Origin of the sequence: Sulfuricurvum sp. (assembly GCF_028688295.1) — a bacterium.
Lineage (GTDB): Bacteria > Campylobacterota > Campylobacteria > Campylobacterales > Sulfurimonadaceae > Sulfuricurvum.
Genome location: NZ_JAQTYM010000001.1, coordinates 50,869 through 71,510 on the forward strand (window position 1 = coordinate 50,869; position 20,642 = coordinate 71,510).

Below are 20,642 nucleotides of genomic sequence, written 5' to 3' on the forward strand. Positions count from 1 at the left end.
GTTTTAAAACCCGTCCCATGGCATTTTTGCCTCTTTCCATCCGAACATAAATCCGTTATCGAGGTTATACGCTTTTATCCCCTCTTTGGCGAGGACGTTGGCAGCCGCTTTTGAGCGGGGTCCGCTTCGGCAGACGAGAATAACTGAATCGGTATTGCGAAGTTTCATCGCCTTCATAACATCACTGACGAAATTTTTGTTAAATACCTCCTTAGCGTCATAAAGCTTTTGAATCTCAATATGCCCTTTTGGTTTATCATTTTTGAGTTCAAACTCGGCACTTTTAACCCGCTCTTCTACTGATTTAGGGATATAGGTCCATTCATACGCAGGGATATTGATAAATCCCTCACCATGCCCCGTATAAATAAACTCAAGGGTTGTACGGACATCGACGATAATGGCTTCCCCTTTTTTTTGCATCTCATGCGCTTCTGCTGCGGTGAGGTCACCTTCATAAATATCATCTGCATGTAAGGTAAATACCATTAGTAGGAGAAGAAGAAGTTTTTGCATTATTAAGCCCTTTAAATATAGTGAACGTGATTGTATCTCATTAAGATTATACTCAGATGAATAAAAACAGGGTATTATTTGAAAAAAGCAATGTGGGCCTATGGTTGAAGTAATCAAAATTGTATATGTTACCGATTGGATGATTGGGGATTATAATTTAGCGGATCAAGATCCATTTATAAATGTCATACAAGGGTTCAATGCAGAGTTGGAGATTCGGAATGATTTTCCCGAATATTTTGATGAAATCGATCTTTTGATTCTCCATCCGATGCAAATGAGCAATGAAATTTTTGAGACCATAAGCCGCAGTAAAATCCAAAATCCCGCTATTAAAACGATTGTTATTTCAAGTGCCCACGGGAGTGATCTGTTTTTACAAGCAATCGACGTAGGTGTTGATAAATATCTCCTTAAACCTCTTTTACCGAGTGCAGTTCAAAAAGTCGTAGAACGGCTTCTCTCCCAATCCTTAGAAGCCAAAGGGGCGAAAAAAGCATACCGACAAATCAATTTGATGTTCGGATCGATCTCAAAAACCGCATTGGTAATACGAATCGCACATAATGGGATGATAGCAGAGGTTAATACGCTATTGAGCGCATTAGTCGGTATGGCACCGAGTGAGATGATCGGGCATTATTGGCTCCGTTTTGTTGAACAGCGATTTTGGATATATCTTAGAACCTTGGTTCGTGCACACTTGCAAGCGGGAGAGATTTATCGGGGAATTATCGAGATTACCGGTGCTAATAACCAAACGATTACAGTCGACTCTACTATTTATGCCGTTTTAGACAGTCGGGGAAATATCGAAGAGGTCGTTTTTATCGGGCATGACGTCAGTGAGATGAAACGGGCTATTTTGGAAAGTATGAAACAATTAATCGATTATGATACCTCCTTGGCCGTATTGTTCGACCATCGCTATGAAGCAATTATGGTTAACCGTAAATTTTTGGAAATCAATGGGTATCAGAATTTTGATGCCTTGGTAGAGAGTTGCGATTTATGGACGTGGATGATGGAAACTGAGGCAGGCTTACAGCCTATCTATTCAAAAAAGTATTCTCAAAAAGATGGGCTTGAATATATTGTTAAAGAGCTAAAAAAAGGGCATATTAATGGACGAATTATCTCTGTTGATGCTAACAATAATAAAGTGTACTATACCGTCCATATGAGTTCTATGACCAACCCGTTGATTCAGAATGAATATTATCATATTCTTTATTTTGTGGATATGAGTAATTTTGAACGACTGAAAGAAGAGAAAATAAGTGATGCAAAGCTGATGAGTGTCGGTAGGTTAGCTGCTGCCATCACTCATGAAATTAATACCCCTATCACCTATATCAAGGGGAACCTTGAGTTGCTAAAATGGGAATGTGAAGGGAAGATTGACCAACTAGAGAGCTATTTCAAGCCGATTGATGAGGGTATTGAGAGGATTGAATCTATTGTGGGATCTATGTATGAATTCGCCGGTACTGGGAAAGAAGTGATGGGTATGTGCAGTGTTGATATGACCCTTATTTATGGATTACGTATTGTTATGAATCGTGCAAAACATATTGCTCCTATACGTCTAAACGGTCATTTGTTTACACTGCGGACAAAATATGACCCAAAAAACTGTATAACGATGGGAATTCCTACGCGACTCGAACAAGTGTGGATTATTGTTATAAACAATGCGTTAGATGAATTTGAAAAAGGTATAATACCTTATGAAAATCGTCGGCTTGATGTTTGGTTGAAATGTGATGGCGATGAGATTACGATTACTATTAGTGACAATGCCGGAGGAATACCGAGTGAGATGTTAGAGACTCTGTTCGATTTTGCAATTGCTGGAGAGAAAAAAAAGAGCATGGGAATCGGATTGAATGTTGCCAAGGCTATTATTGACAAGCACGGTGGAAGTATCCGAGTTTCAAATGATAATGATGGTGCCGTATTTGAAATCAGTTTGAAAAAATACAAGGAGGAAAAATAATGTTTTTCGGAAAAGAAGCAGCAAAATATAAAGAAGAAGCGGATATCTTACGAGTTGAACGGGATATTTTGAAAGCTGAACTTGTGTTGTACAAAGAGATAGCAGCATTGAGTCTCAAAGAAGCGATTATAGTGTTAAATGATCGGGATGAAGCAATTTTTTACAATACCCGTGCAGAATCGATCACCAATAAATCAGCGGTTATCAAAGAACTCGCAAAAGGTTCTTCCGAGATCATTGTCGGCGAATGTGAGGCTTCGGTTGAGAGCAAAAATTTGAGTAACGGAGTGAAAGGCTTTATCCTAACGAAATCATCCGTAATCGGCGGTGAGCAGGGTGGATTGCTAGAGATGCACCAAAAGAGTATCAAAGGGGCACTGGATGCAACTCAGCATGTTTTTGTTGATATTTTAGCAAAACTTAAAGAGATGGTTGAACAGTCTAACGAAACCGCACGTGGCTCAGATGAAGGGCTTGCAATCGCTAAACATGTTGATGACGATATGGGGACTCTTGCTGAACTTATGGAGGGGACGATCTCTACAACGTCTAACCTTGTTAACCGATCACATGAAGTTTCAAGTGTTGTTGCTTTAATTAAAGATATCGCCGATCAAACCAATCTTCTTGCACTGAATGCAGCAATCGAAGCAGCACGGGCAGGTGAACATGGTCGAGGGTTTGCCGTCGTCGCCGATGAGGTGCGTAAACTGGCAGAACGTACCCAAAAAGCGACCAAAGAGATTGAAATCGTGATTCAATCGATGCAGCAAGATACTAATGAGATTGAAACCGCAACGGAAGAGCTTTCGGGGATTGTCTCTACAACAAAACATGAAGTTTCAAAAATGTCAGATCGTATGTCGATTTTCCAACGTAACGCATCAAGAAGTGTTTATGAGATTATGGACATCAGTAACTATATTTTTAGTAATTTAGCAAAAATAGATCACGTTATTTATAAAAACAACGTGTATGCCTTTTTGTTCGGGCAAGAAAATGGGTTTAAAGCGGTTGATCACCATACGTGTCGTTTGGGTAAATGGTACGATAGCGGTGTGGGTAAAGAACAGTTTGGAATGCTTAAATCGTATAGTCGCTTAGAAGCTCCACATGGTGTGGTCCACACACAGGCAAATGCACTGATAGCCGATTGTGGAGATGGTAAAAAATTGTGTTCACGTACTCAAATTGAGCAACGTATTCGAACGATTGAAGAGGCAAGTAAAACGGTATTTGAAGTACTAGATTTACTGGTCAGTGAAAAAAATGACAATATGATGGGCACAGCTATTAAAGACTTATTCAAAGGAGAGAAATAATGCATTTAATGATTGTTGATGATGAGATCCAAATCGGGACAATGTTGGAGAAAGTACTAACGCGATCAGGAGATATCAAAGTAACTTATTTTGATAATCCAATCAATGCTCTTTCTCGCTTTAGAAAAGGTGAATACGATGGTGTTTTACTCGATATTATGATGCCTCAAAAAGATGGTCTGAGTGTTCTAGAAGAGATCAAAAGTAAAGATCCCGAATGTATTGTTATAATGATGACAGCGTATTCTACACTGGATAAAGTGCTCCAAAGTCATAAAATCGGTGCCGATCATTATGTTCTAAAACCGTTTGATTCACTTGCAAATGTTGAGAAAAAAGTACGCGAATTGGTTAAAAAGCGATAAGAAGAGTAGGAGGTTTTATGACCTCCTATTTTTTTGGCTAAAATTCAATACCTTAGTAATACAGTATGGATAGTTGACAATAAGAAAATCCTATATTAAAATGGTGAAAAATTTAGGAGAAAACGATGGCTCAACAATGCCCTTTAATTTTTCGTCAAGTAGATGCAACGGTTACAAGAATCAATACTTTATTTGTAATACTAGGCATAATCACATTTTTAGTTACACAATCTATGATGATCTTGATGATCTTGATTGTTGATTTTATGCTTCGACTAACAGGGAAAAAATATTTAAGTCCTGTCAATATCAGTTCATTGTGGATACAGAAAAAATTTGCATTAGCGGTAAAAATGGAAGATGCCGGTGCTAAACGTTTAGCTGCTATTTTCGGAATAGGATTTACCATTGCACTTTTGATATTTTCTTTAATCGGAGCTGATACCGTTGTAGCGGTTATAGCAGGAATATTTCTTTTTTGTGCGGCTTTGGAACTTTTGTTTGGATATTGTATTGCGTGTAAAATCTATTATATTGCTAAAAATCTTTATCCGAAAGGATTTGAGTAATGGCAGCACTCTCATCAAAAGCGATTTATGGACTTGCGGCAATGCATGTCCTATCTCATGCACCACATGCACGAGCAATGCAAGTACGTGAGATTGCAGCGATGACACAGATCTCACATGGTTATCTTGAACAGCTTCTCTCTATTTTACGCCGCAATAATCTAGTTAGCAGTTTTCGTGGAGCTTCAGGAGGGTATAAACTCTCACGACACAGTCACGAGATCGAAGTAATAGAGATTATTGAAGCATTGGAAGGGCCGTTTTATAAGATCGATGGGAATACAGGATCGAGTTTGATATTAGAGTATTTTTGGGGCGACATCGAAGAGAAGATGAGAGCTATTTTTGGGATGAAACTCTCCGAATTGGATCAGGCATATCAACCTCATTATTATGAGATTTGATATGTTTATTTTTTAAAAATACTCCCTAAAATTCCTCGAATAATTGCACGTCCTAGTTGAGAACCGATAGCGCGTGCGGCTGATTTCGCTAGTGCTTCTGTAGCACTTTCACGGCCTCTTCCCGCACTTTTCTCCTCTTTTCCTTGTGCTTTTAACTCTTCTTCCTCAGCTTTTTGAGATGCTTGTTCTTGAAGTCTTTGGGTAAGTTTTTCATACGCCGATTCGGCATCTACACTCGTATCGTACGTATTGCCAACGATAGAGTTAGCCATCAGCTCTTTTCGACGCGCTGGAGTGATCGGCCCGATGTGTGATAATGGTGGAACGATAAGGGCACGTTGAGTGATCTGCGGGGTCCCTTTTTCATCTAAGAAGGAGACGAGGGCCTCACCGACTCCGAGTTCCATTAATGCAGTTTTTTCATCCAAGTTTTCATTATCGCGCATCGTCTCAGCCGCTGCGCGGAGTGCTTGTTGGTCTTTTGGCGTGAAAGCACGCAATGCGTGGGCGATTCGATTCCCTAACTGGGCCGCTATTTTTTCAGGAATATCGTTAGGATGTTGGGTGATAAAATAGATCCCCACCCCTTTTGAGCGGATGAGACGAACCACTTGTTCGATCTTATCGATGAGAACATCCGGAGCATCATTGAATAATAAATGGGCTTCATCGAAAAAGAAAAGAAGTTTAGGTTTTTTATTATCACCCGCTTCGGGGAGGAGCTCAAAAAGTTCTGAGAGGATCCAGAGCAACAGTGAAGCATAAAGTTTTGGAGTATTCATAAGCTTCGTTGCATCGAGGAGGTTGACAACCCCTTTGTCATTCACCGTTTGGATGAGATCGTGGATATTGAGCATCGGTTCGCCAAAGAGCCTATCAGCTCCTTGAGATTCTAAAGAGAGGAGGGCACGTTGTATTGCACCGATAGAAGCAGTGGAAACATTACCGTAATTTAAACTCAACTCTTTAGCGCGTTCACCTACATTTTGAACCATAGCACGAAGATCTTTTAGATCCAGGAGTGCTAATCCTTCATCATCAGCAACTTTAAATACAAGATTTAAAACCCCGCTTTGGGTTTCATTCAGTGTCATTAAGCGTGAGAGAAGCAAGGGACCCATATCACTAATTGTCGTACGGATCGGATGGCCATTTTCTCCCCAGACATCCCAAAAAGTGACGGGACACTCGGTGTAGACTTCTTCCAACCCTAAAAGTTTGAATCTTTCACTTACTCTTTCATTATTACCGCCGACATTTGCGATACCGCTAAGATCCCCTTTGATATCACTGACGACACAGGGGACGCCGATGGCTGAGAAACTCTCTATCACTTTTTGGAGAGTAATCGTTTTCCCTGTTCCTGTGGCTCCGGTGATAAGGCCATGACGGTTAGCCATAGAGGGCAATAAACTGAGAAACTGATCGTCTGACTTGGCAATAAAATCAAAATTAGACATGCCGTTCCTTTATTTTTTTGTCTTACGCTGTGCTTCGATCAATCGACGGTTTTGATTCATCATGGACTCTATTTCTGTTGCATTTTTACCGGTATAGACATGTTCAATTTGTAAAGCACTTCGAGCTTTCACTTCTCTATAAAACTCTTCGAGCGTAGAACCTTTGGCTTTTGGTTTATAAGAGCCGAAAGAGGAAATTCTTTTGCTACTGGGTTCTTGAATGTACTTTGCTAAAATTGCTTCACTCGCTTTATTAATTCGCATAATGGACTCATTTGTATTGATTTTTAACTGATGTTATCTACTTTTTCAATGTTAAGCGGGTAAACTCACTCATGAAAATATAAGCAAAAGATGTACCTAAAACCCTTCGAGAAGAACATACCATAACCTTTCCACTTCTTTATCGTCTAAGAAGAGGGTAGAAGCGTGATTGTAAAGCCATTCGAGACCTTTTGAATTGATAGAGAGGGTATGCGAACACTCTTGGTGAGCAGGGATAAATGCTCGTATCAATGCAATATTATCATCGATAGGGAGATCACAAAAAAAGCAGTTGAGCTCTCGATGGAGCCTTCCCTCATGATCGAGAAGACGAACATAGGCTTCGATAGCAACGCGCTTTGGATTTTGATCTCTCCAACGTAATGCCGAATCGTTCAAAAGTAAAAAATAAAAATCTCCAATGGATTCAGAGTCTTTGAGATGGGGATGAAATAAGACGATAAACTGCTGCCAAAGGCGAAGCCGTTCGTATTGACCCATCCACGAAAATCCTAAATGAACGACATCCTTGAGTCTTGGAATTGACGATTTCAGCGAACTGTCTGTTTCAAAATCGATTTTAAAGCCCATATTGATAGGACTGTGCCGAGCACCGTAAAAGCGATAAACGGTCTGTAAGCTTTCCTCCGATATGATAGTAACGATCATATCTTCTTCGCGTACTCGTGAGAGTTTGATAATAAATCCCTGCATACTTTCGGCTCTATTCTACACATTTTCTATAATTGATCAAAAATTATCCATTATTTTAACCTTTTTTAACCTTGTAGACGTTAAAATAAGAAAATTTCATCTCCTCTTTAAACTACTTATGTTTAAAAAGAGATTAAAAAATAACAATTTGCCGAAATTTTCTGGTGAAAGGTGACGATTAGAGTGGAATACCAAGACCTATTACGATCATTTAAAGATAACTGCGGATTTGGTTTGATAGCAAACATCAAAAACCGTCCTTCGCATGAAAATTTGGAAAACGCGATTACTGCGCTTGAGAGAATGATGCACCGTGGAGCGGTTGCGGCTGATGGTAAAACCGGAGATGGAAGCGGATTGCTTTTATCTCTTCCGCATGAGTTTATGCGTGCCACTGCGGCTGAGCTTGGAGTAGAACTTCCAAAACACTATGCGGTTGCGGTTGTTTTTACCCGTAACGCTTCGAATTTAGAACATTTTGAAAAAATTTGTCACGAGAATGACCTCAAAGTTGTATTAGATCGTGTTGTTCCGGTCGATACTAATGCTCTCGGTGAGCAGGCACTTGCCAGTTTGCCGGAAATCCATCATATTTTTATTACCCCTAATTCATTAATGGCATCTCAGCGTTTTGATGCGTTGCTTTATCTTAGCCGTAAAGAGATCGAGCACGCTCTCGTAGAAGATGAGGATTTTTACATCGCCTCTATGTCTGCTCGTGTTGTTTCGTATAAAGGTTTGATTATGCCGACGCATATCAAAGAATTTTATACCGATTTACAAGCCGAAAATTTTAAAATCTCTTTTGCCCTTTTCCACCAACGTTTCTCAACCAATACTCTTCCTAAATGGCGTTTGGCTCAACCGTTCCGCGCCGTTGCTCACAACGGTGAGATTAACTCGGTCGAAGCAAACCGTTTTAATGTTGCAGTTAAATCTGAATCGATCAAAAGTGAAGTATTTACCGACGAAGAGATTGCACGCTTACTCCCGATTCTCCAACCGGGTGGATCGGACAGTGCAAGTGCCGATAACTTTTTCGAGTTTTTGATCATCAACGGTATGGATTTTTTCAAAGCAGTGCGTGCGGTTATCCCTGCACCGTGGCAAAATGCACCTCATATGGATCCTGAATTACGTGCTTTTTACGAATACCACTCTACCGTATTTGAAGCATGGGATGGACCGGCGGCTTTCTCCGTAACGGACGGTCGCTACATCGGATGTGTACTCGATCGTAACGGTCTTCGCCCTTCTAAATACATCATTACTCATGATGATACCCTCTTAATTGCGAGTGAATACGGGGTTATCGATATCCCAGAAGAGCAAATCAAAGAACGTGGACGTTTGCAGTCAGGTCAAATGATCGGTTTGGATTTGAAATTCGGTAAAGTGCTCAAAGACAATAAAATCAATAAGTATCTAAAAAGCTCCAACCCTTATATGAAGTGGTTGAATGACCACATGATCTATCTTCAAGAGCATGTAGAACAACAATATATTACCCGTTGTGAGTATGAAGCTAGTAATTTGGTAGAACGCCAACGCTATTTTAATATTACTCAAGAGGTAGTAGAACAAGTGATTGAGCCGATGATGCGCGATGGAAAAGAAGCGGTCGGATCTATGGGCGATGATACTCCTCTAGCGGCATTTAGTAATGTACAACGCCACTTTAGCGATTATTTCAAACAACGTTTTGCCCAAGTTACTAATCCTCCAATCGACCCGATCCGCGAAAAAGTGGTGATGAGTTTGAACACAGGATTTGGCGAAACCCATAATATTTTGGATGAGATCCCCTCCCATGCGAACCGACTCAAAGCGATTTCTCCGATTATTATTCGTGAAAAGCTAGAAGTACTTAAATCATTCGGGGATAAAAAATCACCGCGTTATCAGTCATTTTATAGCAATCAGGAGTTTTCAACTGCCTATAACGGCGGATTGAAACAGGCTCTTGAAACATTGGTTGAACAAGTGATTAAAGCCGTACGTGAAGAGGGTATTCGTATTGTTATTCTTGATGACAGCGGATTTGATAAAGATCACAAAGTGATCCCTATGGCAATGGCCGTTGGACGTATCAGCCGTGCGTTATTGGATGCAAAAATCCGTCATTTAGCTTCGATTGTAGCATGTACTTCAGAGGTTGTCGATTCTCACGGTGCAGCGACGTTGATCGCGTACGGAGCGAGTGCGGTTTATCCGGCCCTTTTGTTCGCTACCGTAGCTGCTCGTGCTGAACGCAGTGTTACTGACGTTAATTGCTCAGAAGCTTTTAAAGCGGTTCATCATGCATTGAATGCGGGACTATTAAAAATTATGTCAAAAATGGGGATTGCAACGATCGCGTCATACCGCAACTCGGGGCTTTTTGACGTTATCGGCTTGAGCAAAGAGATTGTTCATGAATGTTTTGGAGAATCGCATGTGATGATACCGGGACTTACTTATGACGACATTGACGAGCGTTTGGATCGTAACCATAAAGATGCGTTTGAAGTGGGCGGCTTTAATCGAATTTTCCCACTAAAAATCGGTGGATATTATAAATTCTACAACGGACAAGAACATCATGATTTTAACCCTGATGTAATTCATGCTATTCATAAAGTCTCTAAAACCGGTAAACGGGAAGATTTTGACAAATTGAGTGCATTAGTCAATAGTCGCGGGCAAAAATTTATCCGTGATTTCTTTGAGTTTAAATCAGACCGTTCTCCTATTGATATCTCTGAAGTAGAATCTAAAGAAAAAATCTTTAAACGTTTTGCGTCGGCAGCAATGTCATTGGGATCTATCTCACCGGAAGCGCATGAGTGTATTGCGGTGGCGATGAATACTATCGGTGCACAAAGTAATTCAGGTGAGGGTGGAGAAGATGCGGCACGCTTCGGCACGCTTAAAAATTCTAAAATCAAACAGGTAGCATCAGGACGTTTCGGAGTAACTCCGGCGTACCTCCGCTCAGCTGAAGAGATTCAGATCAAAGTAGCCCAAGGGGCGAAACCGGGTGAGGGTGGACAGCTTCCGGGTCATAAAGTGAGCGGGCTTATCGCACGTCTTCGCTATACGATGCCGGGTGTAACACTCATCTCACCTCCGCCACACCATGATATCTACTCGATCGAGGATTTGGCACAGCTTATTTTCGATATGAAACAGGTCAATCCAAACGCGAAAGTAGCCGTTAAACTCGTCTCTTCTGCGGGTGTAGGGACGATTGCTGCGGGTGTTGCGAAAGCATACGCCGATAAAATTATCATCTCCGGTGGGGATGGCGGTACCGGTGCGGCTCCGCTCACGTCGATCAAATTTGCAGGGAATCCGTGGGAACTTGGGCTCTCTGAAGCGCATAATGCTCTTAAAGTGAACAATCTTCGCGGTCTTGTTCATGTCCAAACTGATGGTGGACTTAAAACGGGTCAAGATATCGTAAAAGCAGCATTGTTAGGTGCTGAGAGTTATGCATTCGGTACGGGTGCCTTGACGATTATCGGATGTAAAATGCTCCGTATTTGTCATGTAAATAAATGTTCAGTCGGGGTTGCAACGCAAAATGAGAAGCTTCGAAGAGACTATTTTACGGGTACCGTTGATCAATTAATCAATTATTTTACCTACTTAGCCGAAGATGTACGTCGTATCATGGCGCAACTTGGGTATAAAACGATGGAAGAGTTAGTTGGACGCAGCGATATGCTTCGTGTTATCGATACCGAATTTGCGAAAAAATTCGATTTCAGCTCTGTTTTGCACCGTGAAGAGGGGGTAAACACTTGTCAATCTCCAAGCAACGAGCCGTTTGATCTGAACGAATTTGAGCAAGAGGTTTTGGCTGAAGCGATGGATGCGATTAAAAATCCTGAACGTCCGATCAAAATTCTCCGTGATATTTGTAATCTGAATCGTAGTTTTGGTGCCCGTATTAGTGGTGAAATTGCTCAATATTATGGAGACTCAGGTCTTAAAGAGAATACCATTAAAATCAATCTTAAAGGGATTGCCGGTCAAGCTCTCGGAGCCTTTTTGATAAACGGTGTCTCAATTCGTTTAGAGGGTGTCGCAAACGATTACATCGGTAAAGGGATGCATGGCGGTAAAATCGTTATTCGCTCACGTAACCAAGGTGAAGCATTTGCTGCAGGGGGAAATACCTGTTTGTACGGTGCAACGGGAGGTAAACTCTTTATTTCCGGTTCGGTTGGCGAGCGTTTTGCCGTCCGTAACTCTGGTGCTATGGCGGTTGTTGAAGGTACAGGCGATAATGCGTGTGAATACATGACGGGCGGTGTAGTTGTTATCCTCGGTAAAACCGGTATAAACTTTGGTGCGGGTATGACCGGTGGATTTGCATTCGTATACGATCAAGATCATAGTTTTGTTGAAAATGTAAACCGTGAGTTGATTGATGCACTACGAATCGATACCGATGATGGAGACGAAGCACGACATTACCTTAAACGTCTTCTCAAAGAGTATGTTGCTGAAACTGAGAGTGAAATGGCGCAAGAGCTCCTTAAAAATTTCCGTGTTGAAATCCGAAATTTCTGGCTTGTTCGCCCGAAAAACCTAACTAAATTGCCACTCAATCCGGATAAAGGGGACTAGAAGTATGAGAGAATTTTTAACGATTGAGCGTCTCGACCCCACGAAACGTCTTGTATTGCAACGCCTAAAAGATTTTAGTGAAATTTACGAACCGGTAAGTGCGGGTGATGCCTCCTCACAAAGTGATCGATGTATCCAGTGCGGTGATCCGTTTTGTTTAAATAAATGCCCACTTCATAACTATATTCCTCAATGGCTCAAAGCGGTTGCGGAAAAGGATTTGAAATTTGCCTTTAATCTCTCGAATGAGCCATCACCGTTTCCTGAAGTAATGGGTCGCGTATGTCCTCATGATCGTCTTTGTGAAGGGGATTGTACCCTTAATGACGGACACGGAGCCATCACGATCGGGAGTGTTGAAACGTTTATTAATGAAGAGGGATTTCGTCAAGGATTAAAGCCATATTTTCCAGGAATTACGACGGATAAAAAAGTAGCGATTATCGGTTCAGGACCTGCTGGGCTCTCTGCTGCAACCTATTTGCTTCGCTCGGGGATTGCGGTAACGATGTATGAGCGTTCCGATCGTGCGGGTGGATTGCTCACCTACGGTATTCCGAACTTTAAACTTGATAAAAAAATCGTTGAACGTCGTGTTAATTTACTTCTTGAAGCAGGTTTAGAATTGATTCTTAACTGCGAAGTAGGGAAAGATATCGAATTTGATGCTATTGCTGATAAACATGATGCTGTATTTATCGGTATCGGTGCAACGAAAAGCAAAGGTGCTAAGATCTCCGGTGAAAATGCTTCCAACGTTTATCCCGCCATGGAGTATTTAACCGCGATTCAACGTAAAAACTTTGCTTCTACATACGACAAAAAATTTGATTTCAAAGATCTTGAAGTTGTCGTTATCGGAGGTGGCGATACCGCGATGGACTGTGTACGTACCGCTAAACGTGAAGGGGCTAAAAATGTAACTTGTCTCTACCGACGTGACGCACATAATATGCCTGGTTCTGTAAAAGAGTACAAAAATGCGATCGAAGAGGGGATAGAATTTGTTTTTCATGCTTCTCCAAAAGAGGTCATATTAGGTGAAAATGGGAAAGCGGTCGGAATCCATATGGCTAAAACTGTCCTTGGCGCTAAAGATGAATCCGGTCGTCAAAAAATGGAAGAGGTTAAGGGGGGTGATTTTAACGTTAATGCTGATGTTATTATTATGGCCCTTGGTTTTGATCCGTGTGTACCTCCATTCCTTGCTGAAAATGGTATTGAGGTAAATGGTTGGGGCGGTATTATCATTAATGATAAAAACGAAACGACTACATCGGGAATTTATGCAGGAGGGGACTGTTATCGCGGTGCTGATTTGGTGGTGACTGCAGCGTATGATGGCCGTGAAGCAGCCCGTTCTATTGTTAAATCACTTCTTCGTTAATGAACGACTTTATCCTAGCTTTTATCTCGTGACAAGCACAGATAGAAGCTAGGATTGAAGAGGGAAACTCTTCTTTATTTAACACCCATTATATCTGCTAAAGTCGGTCTTTTTGAAAAAGGACCCGAGTCCCCTGAAGTAATTAAAAAATTGATGGAAAAAATTTGGAATTCTCCGTTCCCGGCGCATTAGCACTCTAGCTAGCGTATGCCCCTTATGTGAAATATATGCTATTTTTAGGTACAATGCGACCTTACAATATCCAAGCCGGATTATTCTTGAGTAAACACCTTCATGTGTTTAGTGATGATAGATATATCCTCATGTGTTCGGATAAAGAGCTTTTTGAGCAGATACGTTTGATTGTAGAAAAGGAGTATTTTTGAGTCTATTTAACCTGTTCGGGGACTCCGAAAAGAAAAAACAACCCACCAAAAGCGAGGCTCCATCTCACTGGGTAAAATGCCCTTCGTGCCAGTCACTAATGTATTATAAAGAGATTGAAAAACAAAACCATGTATGTCCTAAATGTGGGTTTCACCTCCGTATCGGGGTAAAAGAGCGTCTTGCACTGATCACAGATGAGGGGAGCTTTGTCGAATTTGATGCAAATCTTCGTCCGGTTGATCCGATCAACTTTGTTGATAAAAAAAGCTATGCCGCACGTGTCGAAGAGGGATTTGCTAAAAACGGTACTTACTCATCGGTGGTAAGCGGTGAATGTACGATTAATGAGGTTCCTGCACAACTGGTTGTTTTCGATTTTAACTTTATGGGTGGATCACTCGGTTCGGTTGAGGGTGAAAAAATCGTCCGTGCGGTGAATCGTGCATTAGAGAAACGTCAAGGTCTTATTATCGTCAGTGCCAGCGGTGGAGCACGTATGCAAGAGAGTACTTTTTCTCTGATGCAGATGTCGAAAACATCGGCTGCTTTGGCGAAATTGGCGGATGCAAAGCTTCCTTATATTTCACTCCTTACTGACCCTACTATGGGAGGTGTTAGTGCCTCTTTCGCAACACTCGGAGATATTATTATCGCTGAGCCAGGTGCTTTGGTCGGTTTTGCAGGTCAACGTGTTATCAAACAAACGATTGGAAGTGACCTCCCTGAAGGGTTCCAACGAGCCGAATTTCTCCTCGAAAAAGGTTCTATCGATATGATCGTAGAACGCAGTGAACTCAAAGAGACATTGAGCGACATGCTCAAACTTCTTCTTCCGTAACGATGCATCTTTACGCCTTATGTGATGCAGATATGCTCCGAGAGCGGGGCATTGATCTCCTCTCCTTTGCTGAGCGTGCAAAAGCTTTAGGTGCTGAAATTCTCCAGTACCGTAATAAACATGCCGACATCGCTACCGTAAAAACCGATTTGATAGCATTGCGTAGAGTTTGGGAAAGTTTTTTAGTGATTAACGATCATTATGAGCTTTCCACTTTTTGTGACGGTGTTCATATCGGGCAAGAAGATTTGGTTGCGATCGACACTGATCCGATACGTGCCATCAAAATTTTAAAAATGGCAATCGGTGAGGATAAAATCATTGGTCTTTCCACCCATAATAGTGATGAGATTGAGATTGCAAATGATCTTGATCTTAATTACATCGGATTAGGGGCCTATCGTAGTACATCGACCAAATCAGATGCCAAAGTACTAGGGGATAAACTTGATGAGATCGCGGCACGCTCTAAACACCCGGTAGCCGCCATCGGGGGTGTTAGGCTCGATGATAGTTTTAATCACGTTACCTACAAAGTAATCGGGAGTGGACTGTTATGAACATTTCGATCATAACCATTGCGAAAAAAGAGCGCTCCTTGTACGATCCACTCTACCAAGAACAGATGAAAATGATTTCACGTTTTGCCAAAGTGGAAGACATCGAACTTTTCCCTAAAGAGGTTGTAAAAGCACACACAATTTCTCCTGAAGCATCTCAAATAGCATATTCGAAATTATTATCACCTATGCTGGGTAAAAATTACTCGATTGCGTTGCATCCTGAGGGGAAAAAATTGGACAGTTTTGCATTTAGTAAGCTTATAAGTGATAAAATTTCGTTGCAATTTTTTATCGGCGGAGCTTACGGCTTTGAAAAAAGCTTTGTAGAACAATGTGATGTGGCAATCAGTCTCTCTGAAATGACGATGAGCCACAAAATCGCTAAAGCGGTACTGCTAGAGCAGATATACCGTGCCTATTCACTGTTAGCAAACCATCCGTACCACAAATGAGGAGCATTGATGAGAGACCATGAGTTGCAGTATTTCGAGGAGATATTGCTGACGCGTAAAGCCCAGATTATCAAAAATCTTACCGGCGTCGAAAGTGAAATGAATCAGTTGCGTGAGATGGAACTCAACGACGAAGGTGACTATGCGTCTGCCAGCAATGACAACATGGTTGAAAATGCTATTGGTTCTCAACAAATGCATGAGCTTGAAGAGATTGAAGCCGCTTTGTATAAAATCAAGTCTAAACAATACGGTGTTTGTGAAATGTGTGAAGATGATATCGGTTTTCAGCGTTTAAAAGTAAAACCACACGCTAAGTATTGTATTGTGTGCCGTCCGATCGTAGAAAAAAATAAACACTAACAGGGAGAAAAAATGCAACTGAAACGGTATAGCATTGCATCCTTTATCTTGATGATTTTGGTCGCTGCTGCGGTCTATTCAATCGATAACGGATCATTATCATTTGATTTGTTGGGGATGCATTTTCCGAATCTTCCGGTTGCATTTTGGGTCGTTGTCCCTTTAATCATCATGTACCTTGCCAGTTTGCTCCATATGGGTGTTTATGCATTGGTGGGTAATTATAAGCTACGTCGTTTGAGCAAAGATCATGAAAAGATGGTCGACGCGCTTCGTGACTCATTACTCGGAGTCAATGATCGTAACTATGTGTACAAAAGTGATGCTTACAAACTGATGGGAAAATTGATTGATAATGCTTTGATCCTCCCTTATGAAACACTTCGTATCGTTGGTAATGAGAAAATCGATGAAGCCCTCGAATTAATGCGTGATGTGAAAGAGAAGAAAAAAGTTGATATCAAAAAGTTCCATTTGCCTTCAACAACATCAATAGCGATTCAAAATAATTTGAACCGATTTGAACGCGGTGAAATGGATGCTGATAGTATTCTTTCACGACCTGATAGCTATGGTGAAATTGTCTGTGCAAAAGCGTATGAATCGTATGTTAAAACCGCTTCAGTCGGTTCGGTAATTAAGTTCAAACATCTCTTTACAAAATCTTCTTTGATTGATTTCGTTCAACGCATTAATGCGAGTGAAAACGGGATTCAAATCAGTAATGAAGAGTTGGCTACTATTTTCAGTTCACTGAAACTAAGTGGCAATGACTGGATCGATCTCTCTGAAGCGATGTCTAAAAACATGGTTCCAGAGCAACGTATTCGCTTGTTTGAAATGTTAAGTGAACACAATGATGATGCTATGGAAGGGTATTTGTATACACTGTATGATTTACAAATGATTGATACAGCAAACGAAATTCTGAACACTACATCGAGTAATGATTATTTGATTTTTAAAGCGTATCGTGATCTTAAACGTGCTAACAAGCACTACGATATCGCGATTTTTTTACGCAGAAATTGCTAAAAAAGGGGCGAAACAGCGCTCCTTCTTTCCTCAAGGTTAATACAGATGACTCCCAAACTTGACTTTTCTAATCCCCTCTATGCCCTTGCCCCGTTGGCCGGATACACCGATTTACCGTTTCGTAACGTTGTTAAAAAATTTGGTGCCGACTTAACGGTAAGTGAAATGCTTAGTTCTAATGCTCTCGCACACGGTTCTGTAAAAACCCTTAAAATGTTAGAACGGAGTCCGAATGAAGATCCGTATTCGGTTCAAATTGCCGGTTCTGAAGAAGAGATTGTACGCCGCGCGGTTGAAATTCTAAACACTGTTGAGGATATTGATATCATTGATCTTAACTGTGGATGTCCGGTTCCTAAAATCGTTTCACACGGCTCAGGAAGCTCCTTGCTAGCAGATTTACCCCGTATGGCACAGATCATCGAAACGATTAAAAAAACCTCCAATAAATCAACACTGAGTGTCAAAATTCGTCTGGGATTTGAATCGAAAAATCATATTGAGATTGCTAAATTGGTGCAAGAGTGCGGTGCTGATTTTCTGGCCGTTCACGGACGTACTCGTGCTGGGAAATTTAAAGCTCCGGTTGACTACGATGCCATTGCTGAGATTAAAGCCGCTGTTAGTATCCCCGTCATTGCGAATGGGGATATTGACTCTTTTGAAAAAGCGCAATGGGTGTTAGAACATACCAAAGCTGATGGAGTGATGATCGGTCGCGGGGCGGTCGGCGCACCCTGGATTTTTCATCAGCTAAAAACCGGAAGTGCGACCGTTGATCCGATGATCAAACACGCGATCATTATGGAACATTTGGACGGTATGGTGCGCTTTTACGGTCCTCGGGGTGTTGTAACGTTTCGTAAACACGTCCATACCTATTCAAAAGGGTACGAAGGGGCATCTGCATTGCGTGATCTCGTAAACCGTATTGACGATCCTGCACATTTTCGTGCTGTAGTTGATGAGTTTTTTCTCACTCATCGGCAGATTGCCGAAGGGTTTAAAGCCTCTGATATGAAATGCGAGTGTTGAATCTGATTTAATATAAGCTACGATAGGGATATTTAACCCCTATCAGAAGTATATGATTCAAAAATAATCGATCGTGCTGTTATCGTAAGCTTCGATCTCAAAGCAGTTATCTCGATAAGGGCGTTTTCCCTGCATCCACGCGACAAGAGTTGCAAGAGCATAAAGAGGGAGAAAAAAGAGACCATATCTCTCATACTGTTTTACATGTACACGCTCATGTTCTCGTGTACGCTCTAAAATTTCTAAACTTTGCCCCAACACCACATGACCGAGTGTCAAAGCTAAAGCATCTGATTTTAATGGAATACAGCGCTTGAGTAACAGTGAGATAAATGCTCCATGAACCTCCAGCACGCCAGAAACAATACGCTCTTCTCCTCCGCTTATTTTATTTATCAGAGTGATAATAAGACCGATAAATGTATTGGGAAAAGCCCAACAGTAGAAAAAAATTCTTAGAATAGTATTTTTCCTCATTATTTTTTAAACGATTATAGCTTTCTCGCACACTTCTTGCAATAGCAATGGCAATTAAGGAGTTGTCATGGAATTTTCCCTCACTCATAAAGAACATAAACCGCTTCAAGTCAACCCGATCAAACACTCCCAGCCCATGGGGGCAACCCTCGCGTATTTAGGGGTAAAAGATTGTATGCCTCTCATGCACTCCGCGCAAGGGTGTGCTTCGTATACGAAAGTCTTTTTTACCCGCCATTTCAACGAGCCTATCGCGATTAACAACACCTCCGTTAGCGATATTACTGCTGTACTCGATGGCGGAGATTACTCGATTTTAATGGCGATAGAAAACATCCAAAACAAAGAGAAAAACCTCAAACCCAGCATGATCGGTCTGCATACGACAGGTTTGACAGAGACAAAAGGGGATGATGTTCGCGGTGTGGGGATGCATATTGAGATTCCTTATGTGTTTGTAAACACTCCCGATTATGAGGGAGGGATGGAGAGTGGATGGTCACTCACCGTCACCGCGATGATCGAACAGCTCACTGAGGCAGCTACCGAGGTGAAAACCAATAAACTCGTCTTTTTACCTCATTTGAGTATGCAGCCGATCGAGGTGGAGAAAATCAAATGTTTATGTGAGGATTTCGGGTTTGAGACCTATGCTCTCCCTGATCTCTCTACCTCTTTGGATGGATATTGGGAAGCGGGGCAGGGGAAACTCGCTAATGGGGGGATAACGGTAGATCAGATTCGTGATTTAGCCACTTCTAGTGTCGTCATCAGTATTGGAACTTCGATGAAAAAATCGGCTCTTGCACTTCAGAAAAAGAACCCTCTTGTCGAGCATCTCCATTTTGATCATTTGATGGGATTGGATGGATGTGACAATTTTGTCGCAGCGCTTATGAAAATACGACACACCGATCCTAAACCTCTGATGAAGCGATGGCGGTCACGTTTGCAAGATGCAATGCTCGATGCTCATTTCCTGATCGGGAGCTCTCATTTTGTCGTTACGGGTGAGCCGGATATGCTAGTGGGGATTTGTGCATTGCTTCGAAGCGTAGGAGGAACCATTGATGCGGCGGTATCTACGACGTTTAGTGACTCTCTCCATCTGATCGAAGCAGAGAAAGTATTTGTAGGAGATTTAGAAGATGCGCGGCAGTTTTTCGAGGGTGCAGATATGGTTATCAGCAATTTTCATGCAGAACGAATCTTGCACTCTTATCACAATACGGCACTCGTGATCCGAGGTTTCCCTAATTATGAAGAGTTAGGTAACCAGCTCAAGAACGATCAGTTGTATGAGGGAAGCACTTATTTTTTATTTGAGATTGCAAATTCGTTGAGAAAGGTTAAACATGAACACTAAAATCACAGTAGAGGGGAATGGGACAATGAATAGCGCATTACGTGTTGCATTTGCAACTAAAGATATGGAAGAGGTGAATGCTCATTTCGGCGGAGCCAAAGAATTTGTAGTCTACAACGTTTCCAAAGATGGCTACGAAGTTTCTGAAGTGATTAAAACGGATACTGCTGAACTTGAAGATGATGACAAGACTGATTTTCGTGTTCGCGCACTTAAAGGGGTTAACATCATGTATTGTGAGAGCATCGGCGGAACGGCTGCTGCAAAAGTGATCCGTTCAGGGATTCATCCTATGAAAGTGAATGAACCGACCTTGATCGAAGACTTACTTAAAAGTTTGGTGGCGATGATCAACGGTAATCCACCACCGTGGGTTAAAAACATCATACAAATGAAAACTGAACATGATGTTCGACAGGATCGATGGGCTGAGGGCGAGTAGGTAAAAGTACAGTAACACGGTTGAGCTACTGTATGGAGTGAACATAGTGTTTAAAAGATATTAAAAT

Annotated in this window: 20 protein-coding genes; 15 read left to right on the top strand and 5 right to left on the bottom strand. The window is 41.5% G+C overall.

Annotation, left to right across the window (positions count from 1 at the left end):
• Positions 1 to 3: 3 nt before the first annotated feature.
• Positions 4 to 516: a rhodanese-like domain-containing protein gene (locus tag PHR02_RS00315; RefSeq protein ID WP_299987315.1), complete on the bottom strand. Its 513-nt coding sequence runs from the start codon at positions 514 to 516 to the stop codon at positions 4 to 6.
• 100 nt (positions 517 to 616) lie between these two features.
• On the opposite strand from PHR02_RS00315, the gene PHR02_RS00320 reads away from it, so the two are divergent.
• The 5 genes from PHR02_RS00320 to PHR02_RS00340 all read left to right on the top strand — a co-directional run bounded on the left by PHR02_RS00320 (position 617) and on the right by PHR02_RS00340 (position 5,175).
• A complete protein-coding gene (locus PHR02_RS00320; protein ID WP_299987318.1) occupies positions 617 to 2,515 on the top strand; it encodes an ATP-binding protein in 1,899 nt (632 codons plus the stop codon).
• Positions 2,515 to 3,837 carry a methyl-accepting chemotaxis protein gene (locus PHR02_RS00325; RefSeq protein ID WP_299987320.1) on the top strand — a complete coding sequence of 441 codons (1,323 nt, stop codon included), beginning with the start codon at positions 2,515 to 2,517 and terminating at the stop codon, positions 3,835 to 3,837. The genes PHR02_RS00320 and PHR02_RS00325 overlap by 1 nt, the downstream gene beginning before the upstream one ends.
• Positions 3,837 to 4,202, top strand: a complete 366-nt coding sequence (locus PHR02_RS00330; protein ID WP_299987323.1) for a response regulator — start codon at positions 3,837 to 3,839, stop codon at positions 4,200 to 4,202. The genes PHR02_RS00325 and PHR02_RS00330 overlap by 1 nt, the downstream gene beginning before the upstream one ends.
• Before the next feature lie 125 nt (positions 4,203 to 4,327).
• Entirely contained in the window at positions 4,328 to 4,771 is a 444-nt protein-coding gene (locus PHR02_RS00335) for a DUF4395 domain-containing protein (protein WP_299987326.1), read from the top strand.
• A complete protein-coding gene (locus PHR02_RS00340) occupies positions 4,771 to 5,175 on the top strand; it encodes an Rrf2 family transcriptional regulator (protein ID WP_299987329.1) in 405 nt (134 codons plus the stop codon). The genes PHR02_RS00335 and PHR02_RS00340 overlap by 1 nt, the downstream gene beginning before the upstream one ends.
• Positions 5,176 to 5,180: 5 nt before the next feature.
• Here PHR02_RS00340 and PHR02_RS00345 read toward each other — a convergent pair whose 3' ends face one another.
• The 3 genes from PHR02_RS00345 to recO all read right to left on the bottom strand — a co-directional run bounded on the left by PHR02_RS00345 (position 5,181) and on the right by recO (position 7,613).
• Complete coding sequence (locus tag PHR02_RS00345; protein WP_299987332.1) at positions 5,181 to 6,635, bottom strand: helicase HerA-like domain-containing protein; 1,455 nt, start codon at positions 6,633 to 6,635, stop codon at positions 5,181 to 5,183.
• Between the two features lie 9 nt (positions 6,636 to 6,644).
• Positions 6,645 to 6,899 carry a hypothetical protein gene (locus PHR02_RS00350; protein ID WP_299987335.1) on the bottom strand — a complete coding sequence of 85 codons (255 nt, stop codon included), beginning with the start codon at positions 6,897 to 6,899 and terminating at the stop codon, positions 6,645 to 6,647.
• A gap of 96 nt (positions 6,900 to 6,995) precedes the next feature.
• Complete coding sequence (recO, locus tag PHR02_RS00355) at positions 6,996 to 7,613, bottom strand: recombination protein RecO (protein ID WP_299987338.1); 618 nt, start codon at positions 7,611 to 7,613, stop codon at positions 6,996 to 6,998.
• A gap of 183 nt (positions 7,614 to 7,796) precedes the next feature.
• On the opposite strand from recO, the gene gltB reads away from it, so the two are divergent.
• The 8 genes from gltB (at position 7,797) to dusB (ending at position 18,290) form a co-directional block, all read left to right on the top strand.
• A complete protein-coding gene (gltB, locus tag PHR02_RS00360) occupies positions 7,797 to 12,230 on the top strand; it encodes a glutamate synthase large subunit (protein ID WP_299987341.1) in 4,434 nt (1,477 codons plus the stop codon).
• A 4-nt stretch (positions 12,231 to 12,234) separates the two neighbouring features.
• On the top strand, positions 12,235 to 13,617 hold the full coding sequence (locus PHR02_RS00365; RefSeq protein WP_299987344.1) for a glutamate synthase subunit beta: 1,383 nt from the start codon (positions 12,235 to 12,237) through the stop codon (positions 13,615 to 13,617).
• A gap of 382 nt (positions 13,618 to 13,999) precedes the next feature.
• Positions 14,000 to 14,842 (top strand): acetyl-CoA carboxylase, carboxyltransferase subunit beta, encoded by an 843-nt coding sequence (gene accD, locus PHR02_RS00370; RefSeq protein ID WP_299987347.1) that lies wholly within the window; start codon positions 14,000 to 14,002, stop codon positions 14,840 to 14,842.
• A 2-nt stretch (positions 14,843 to 14,844) separates the two neighbouring features.
• The gene (locus PHR02_RS00375) at positions 14,845 to 15,402 is read left to right on the top strand and encodes a thiamine phosphate synthase (protein WP_299987348.1); all 558 of its coding nucleotides are present in this window, start codon (positions 14,845 to 14,847) and stop codon (positions 15,400 to 15,402) included.
• A complete protein-coding gene (locus PHR02_RS00380) occupies positions 15,399 to 15,857 on the top strand; it encodes a 23S rRNA (pseudouridine(1915)-N(3))-methyltransferase RlmH (RefSeq protein ID WP_299987349.1) in 459 nt (152 codons plus the stop codon). Before PHR02_RS00375 ends, PHR02_RS00380 begins: the two co-directional genes overlap by 4 nt.
• Positions 15,858 to 15,866: 9 nt before the next feature.
• Positions 15,867 to 16,220, top strand: a complete 354-nt coding sequence (gene dksA, locus PHR02_RS00385; protein ID WP_299987351.1) for an RNA polymerase-binding protein DksA — start codon at positions 15,867 to 15,869, stop codon at positions 16,218 to 16,220.
• Positions 16,221 to 16,232: 12 nt separating this feature from the next.
• Positions 16,233 to 17,255, top strand: coding sequence for a hypothetical protein (locus tag PHR02_RS00390; RefSeq protein ID WP_299987353.1), 1,023 nt, complete (start codon positions 16,233 to 16,235; stop codon positions 17,253 to 17,255).
• A gap of 45 nt (positions 17,256 to 17,300) precedes the next feature.
• Positions 17,301 to 18,290, top strand: coding sequence for a tRNA dihydrouridine synthase DusB (dusB, locus tag PHR02_RS00395; protein WP_299987355.1), 990 nt, complete (start codon positions 17,301 to 17,303; stop codon positions 18,288 to 18,290).
• 57 nt (positions 18,291 to 18,347) lie between these two features.
• On the opposite strand, the gene PHR02_RS00400 is transcribed toward dusB, so the two are convergent.
• Positions 18,348 to 18,767, bottom strand: a complete 420-nt coding sequence (locus PHR02_RS00400) for a hypothetical protein (protein ID WP_299987357.1) — start codon at positions 18,765 to 18,767, stop codon at positions 18,348 to 18,350.
• 67 nt (positions 18,768 to 18,834) lie between these two features.
• On the opposite strand from PHR02_RS00400, the gene nifN reads away from it, so the two are divergent.
• On the top strand, positions 18,835 to 20,133 hold the full coding sequence (gene nifN / locus PHR02_RS00405) for a nitrogenase iron-molybdenum cofactor biosynthesis protein NifN (protein ID WP_299987359.1): 1,299 nt from the start codon (positions 18,835 to 18,837) through the stop codon (positions 20,131 to 20,133).
• Positions 20,123 to 20,575 carry a nitrogen fixation protein NifX gene (gene nifX / locus PHR02_RS00410; protein WP_299987360.1) on the top strand — a complete coding sequence of 151 codons (453 nt, stop codon included), beginning with the start codon at positions 20,123 to 20,125 and terminating at the stop codon, positions 20,573 to 20,575. The genes nifN and nifX overlap by 11 nt, the downstream gene beginning before the upstream one ends.
• The last annotated feature ends 67 nt before the right edge of the window (positions 20,576 to 20,642 follow it).

Coding starts and splice junctions, on each gene's coding strand:
- dksA (WP_299987351.1), top strand. CDS start 15,867: ATGAGAGACCATGAGTTGCAGTATTTCGAGGAGATATTGCTGACGCGT.
- nifX (WP_299987360.1), top strand. CDS start 20,123: ATGAACACTAAAATCACAGTAGAGGGGAATGGGACAATGAATAGCGCA.
- PHR02_RS00400 (WP_299987357.1), bottom strand. CDS start 18,767: ATGAGGAAAAATACTATTCTAAGAATTTTTTTCTACTGTTGGGCTTTT.
- PHR02_RS00320 (WP_299987318.1), top strand. CDS start 617: ATGGTTGAAGTAATCAAAATTGTATATGTTACCGATTGGATGATTGGG.
- PHR02_RS00390 (WP_299987353.1), top strand. CDS start 16,233: ATGCAACTGAAACGGTATAGCATTGCATCCTTTATCTTGATGATTTTG.
- dusB (WP_299987355.1), top strand. CDS start 17,301: ATGACTCCCAAACTTGACTTTTCTAATCCCCTCTATGCCCTTGCCCCG.
- PHR02_RS00375 (WP_299987348.1), top strand. CDS start 14,845: ATGCATCTTTACGCCTTATGTGATGCAGATATGCTCCGAGAGCGGGGC.
- recO (WP_299987338.1), bottom strand. CDS start 7,613: ATGCAGGGATTTATTATCAAACTCTCACGAGTACGCGAAGAAGATATG.
- PHR02_RS00345 (WP_299987332.1), bottom strand. CDS start 6,635: ATGTCTAATTTTGATTTTATTGCCAAGTCAGACGATCAGTTTCTCAGT.
- PHR02_RS00325 (WP_299987320.1), top strand. CDS start 2,515: ATGTTTTTCGGAAAAGAAGCAGCAAAATATAAAGAAGAAGCGGATATC.
- PHR02_RS00365 (WP_299987344.1), top strand. CDS start 12,235: ATGAGAGAATTTTTAACGATTGAGCGTCTCGACCCCACGAAACGTCTT.
- PHR02_RS00335 (WP_299987326.1), top strand. CDS start 4,328: ATGGCTCAACAATGCCCTTTAATTTTTCGTCAAGTAGATGCAACGGTT.
- PHR02_RS00340 (WP_299987329.1), top strand. CDS start 4,771: ATGGCAGCACTCTCATCAAAAGCGATTTATGGACTTGCGGCAATGCAT.
- PHR02_RS00380 (WP_299987349.1), top strand. CDS start 15,399: ATGAACATTTCGATCATAACCATTGCGAAAAAAGAGCGCTCCTTGTAC.
- PHR02_RS00315 (WP_299987315.1), bottom strand. CDS start 516: ATGCAAAAACTTCTTCTTCTCCTACTAATGGTATTTACCTTACATGCA.
- PHR02_RS00350 (WP_299987335.1), bottom strand. CDS start 6,899: ATGCGAATTAATAAAGCGAGTGAAGCAATTTTAGCAAAGTACATTCAA.
- PHR02_RS00330 (WP_299987323.1), top strand. CDS start 3,837: ATGCATTTAATGATTGTTGATGATGAGATCCAAATCGGGACAATGTTG.
- nifN (WP_299987359.1), top strand. CDS start 18,835: ATGGAATTTTCCCTCACTCATAAAGAACATAAACCGCTTCAAGTCAAC.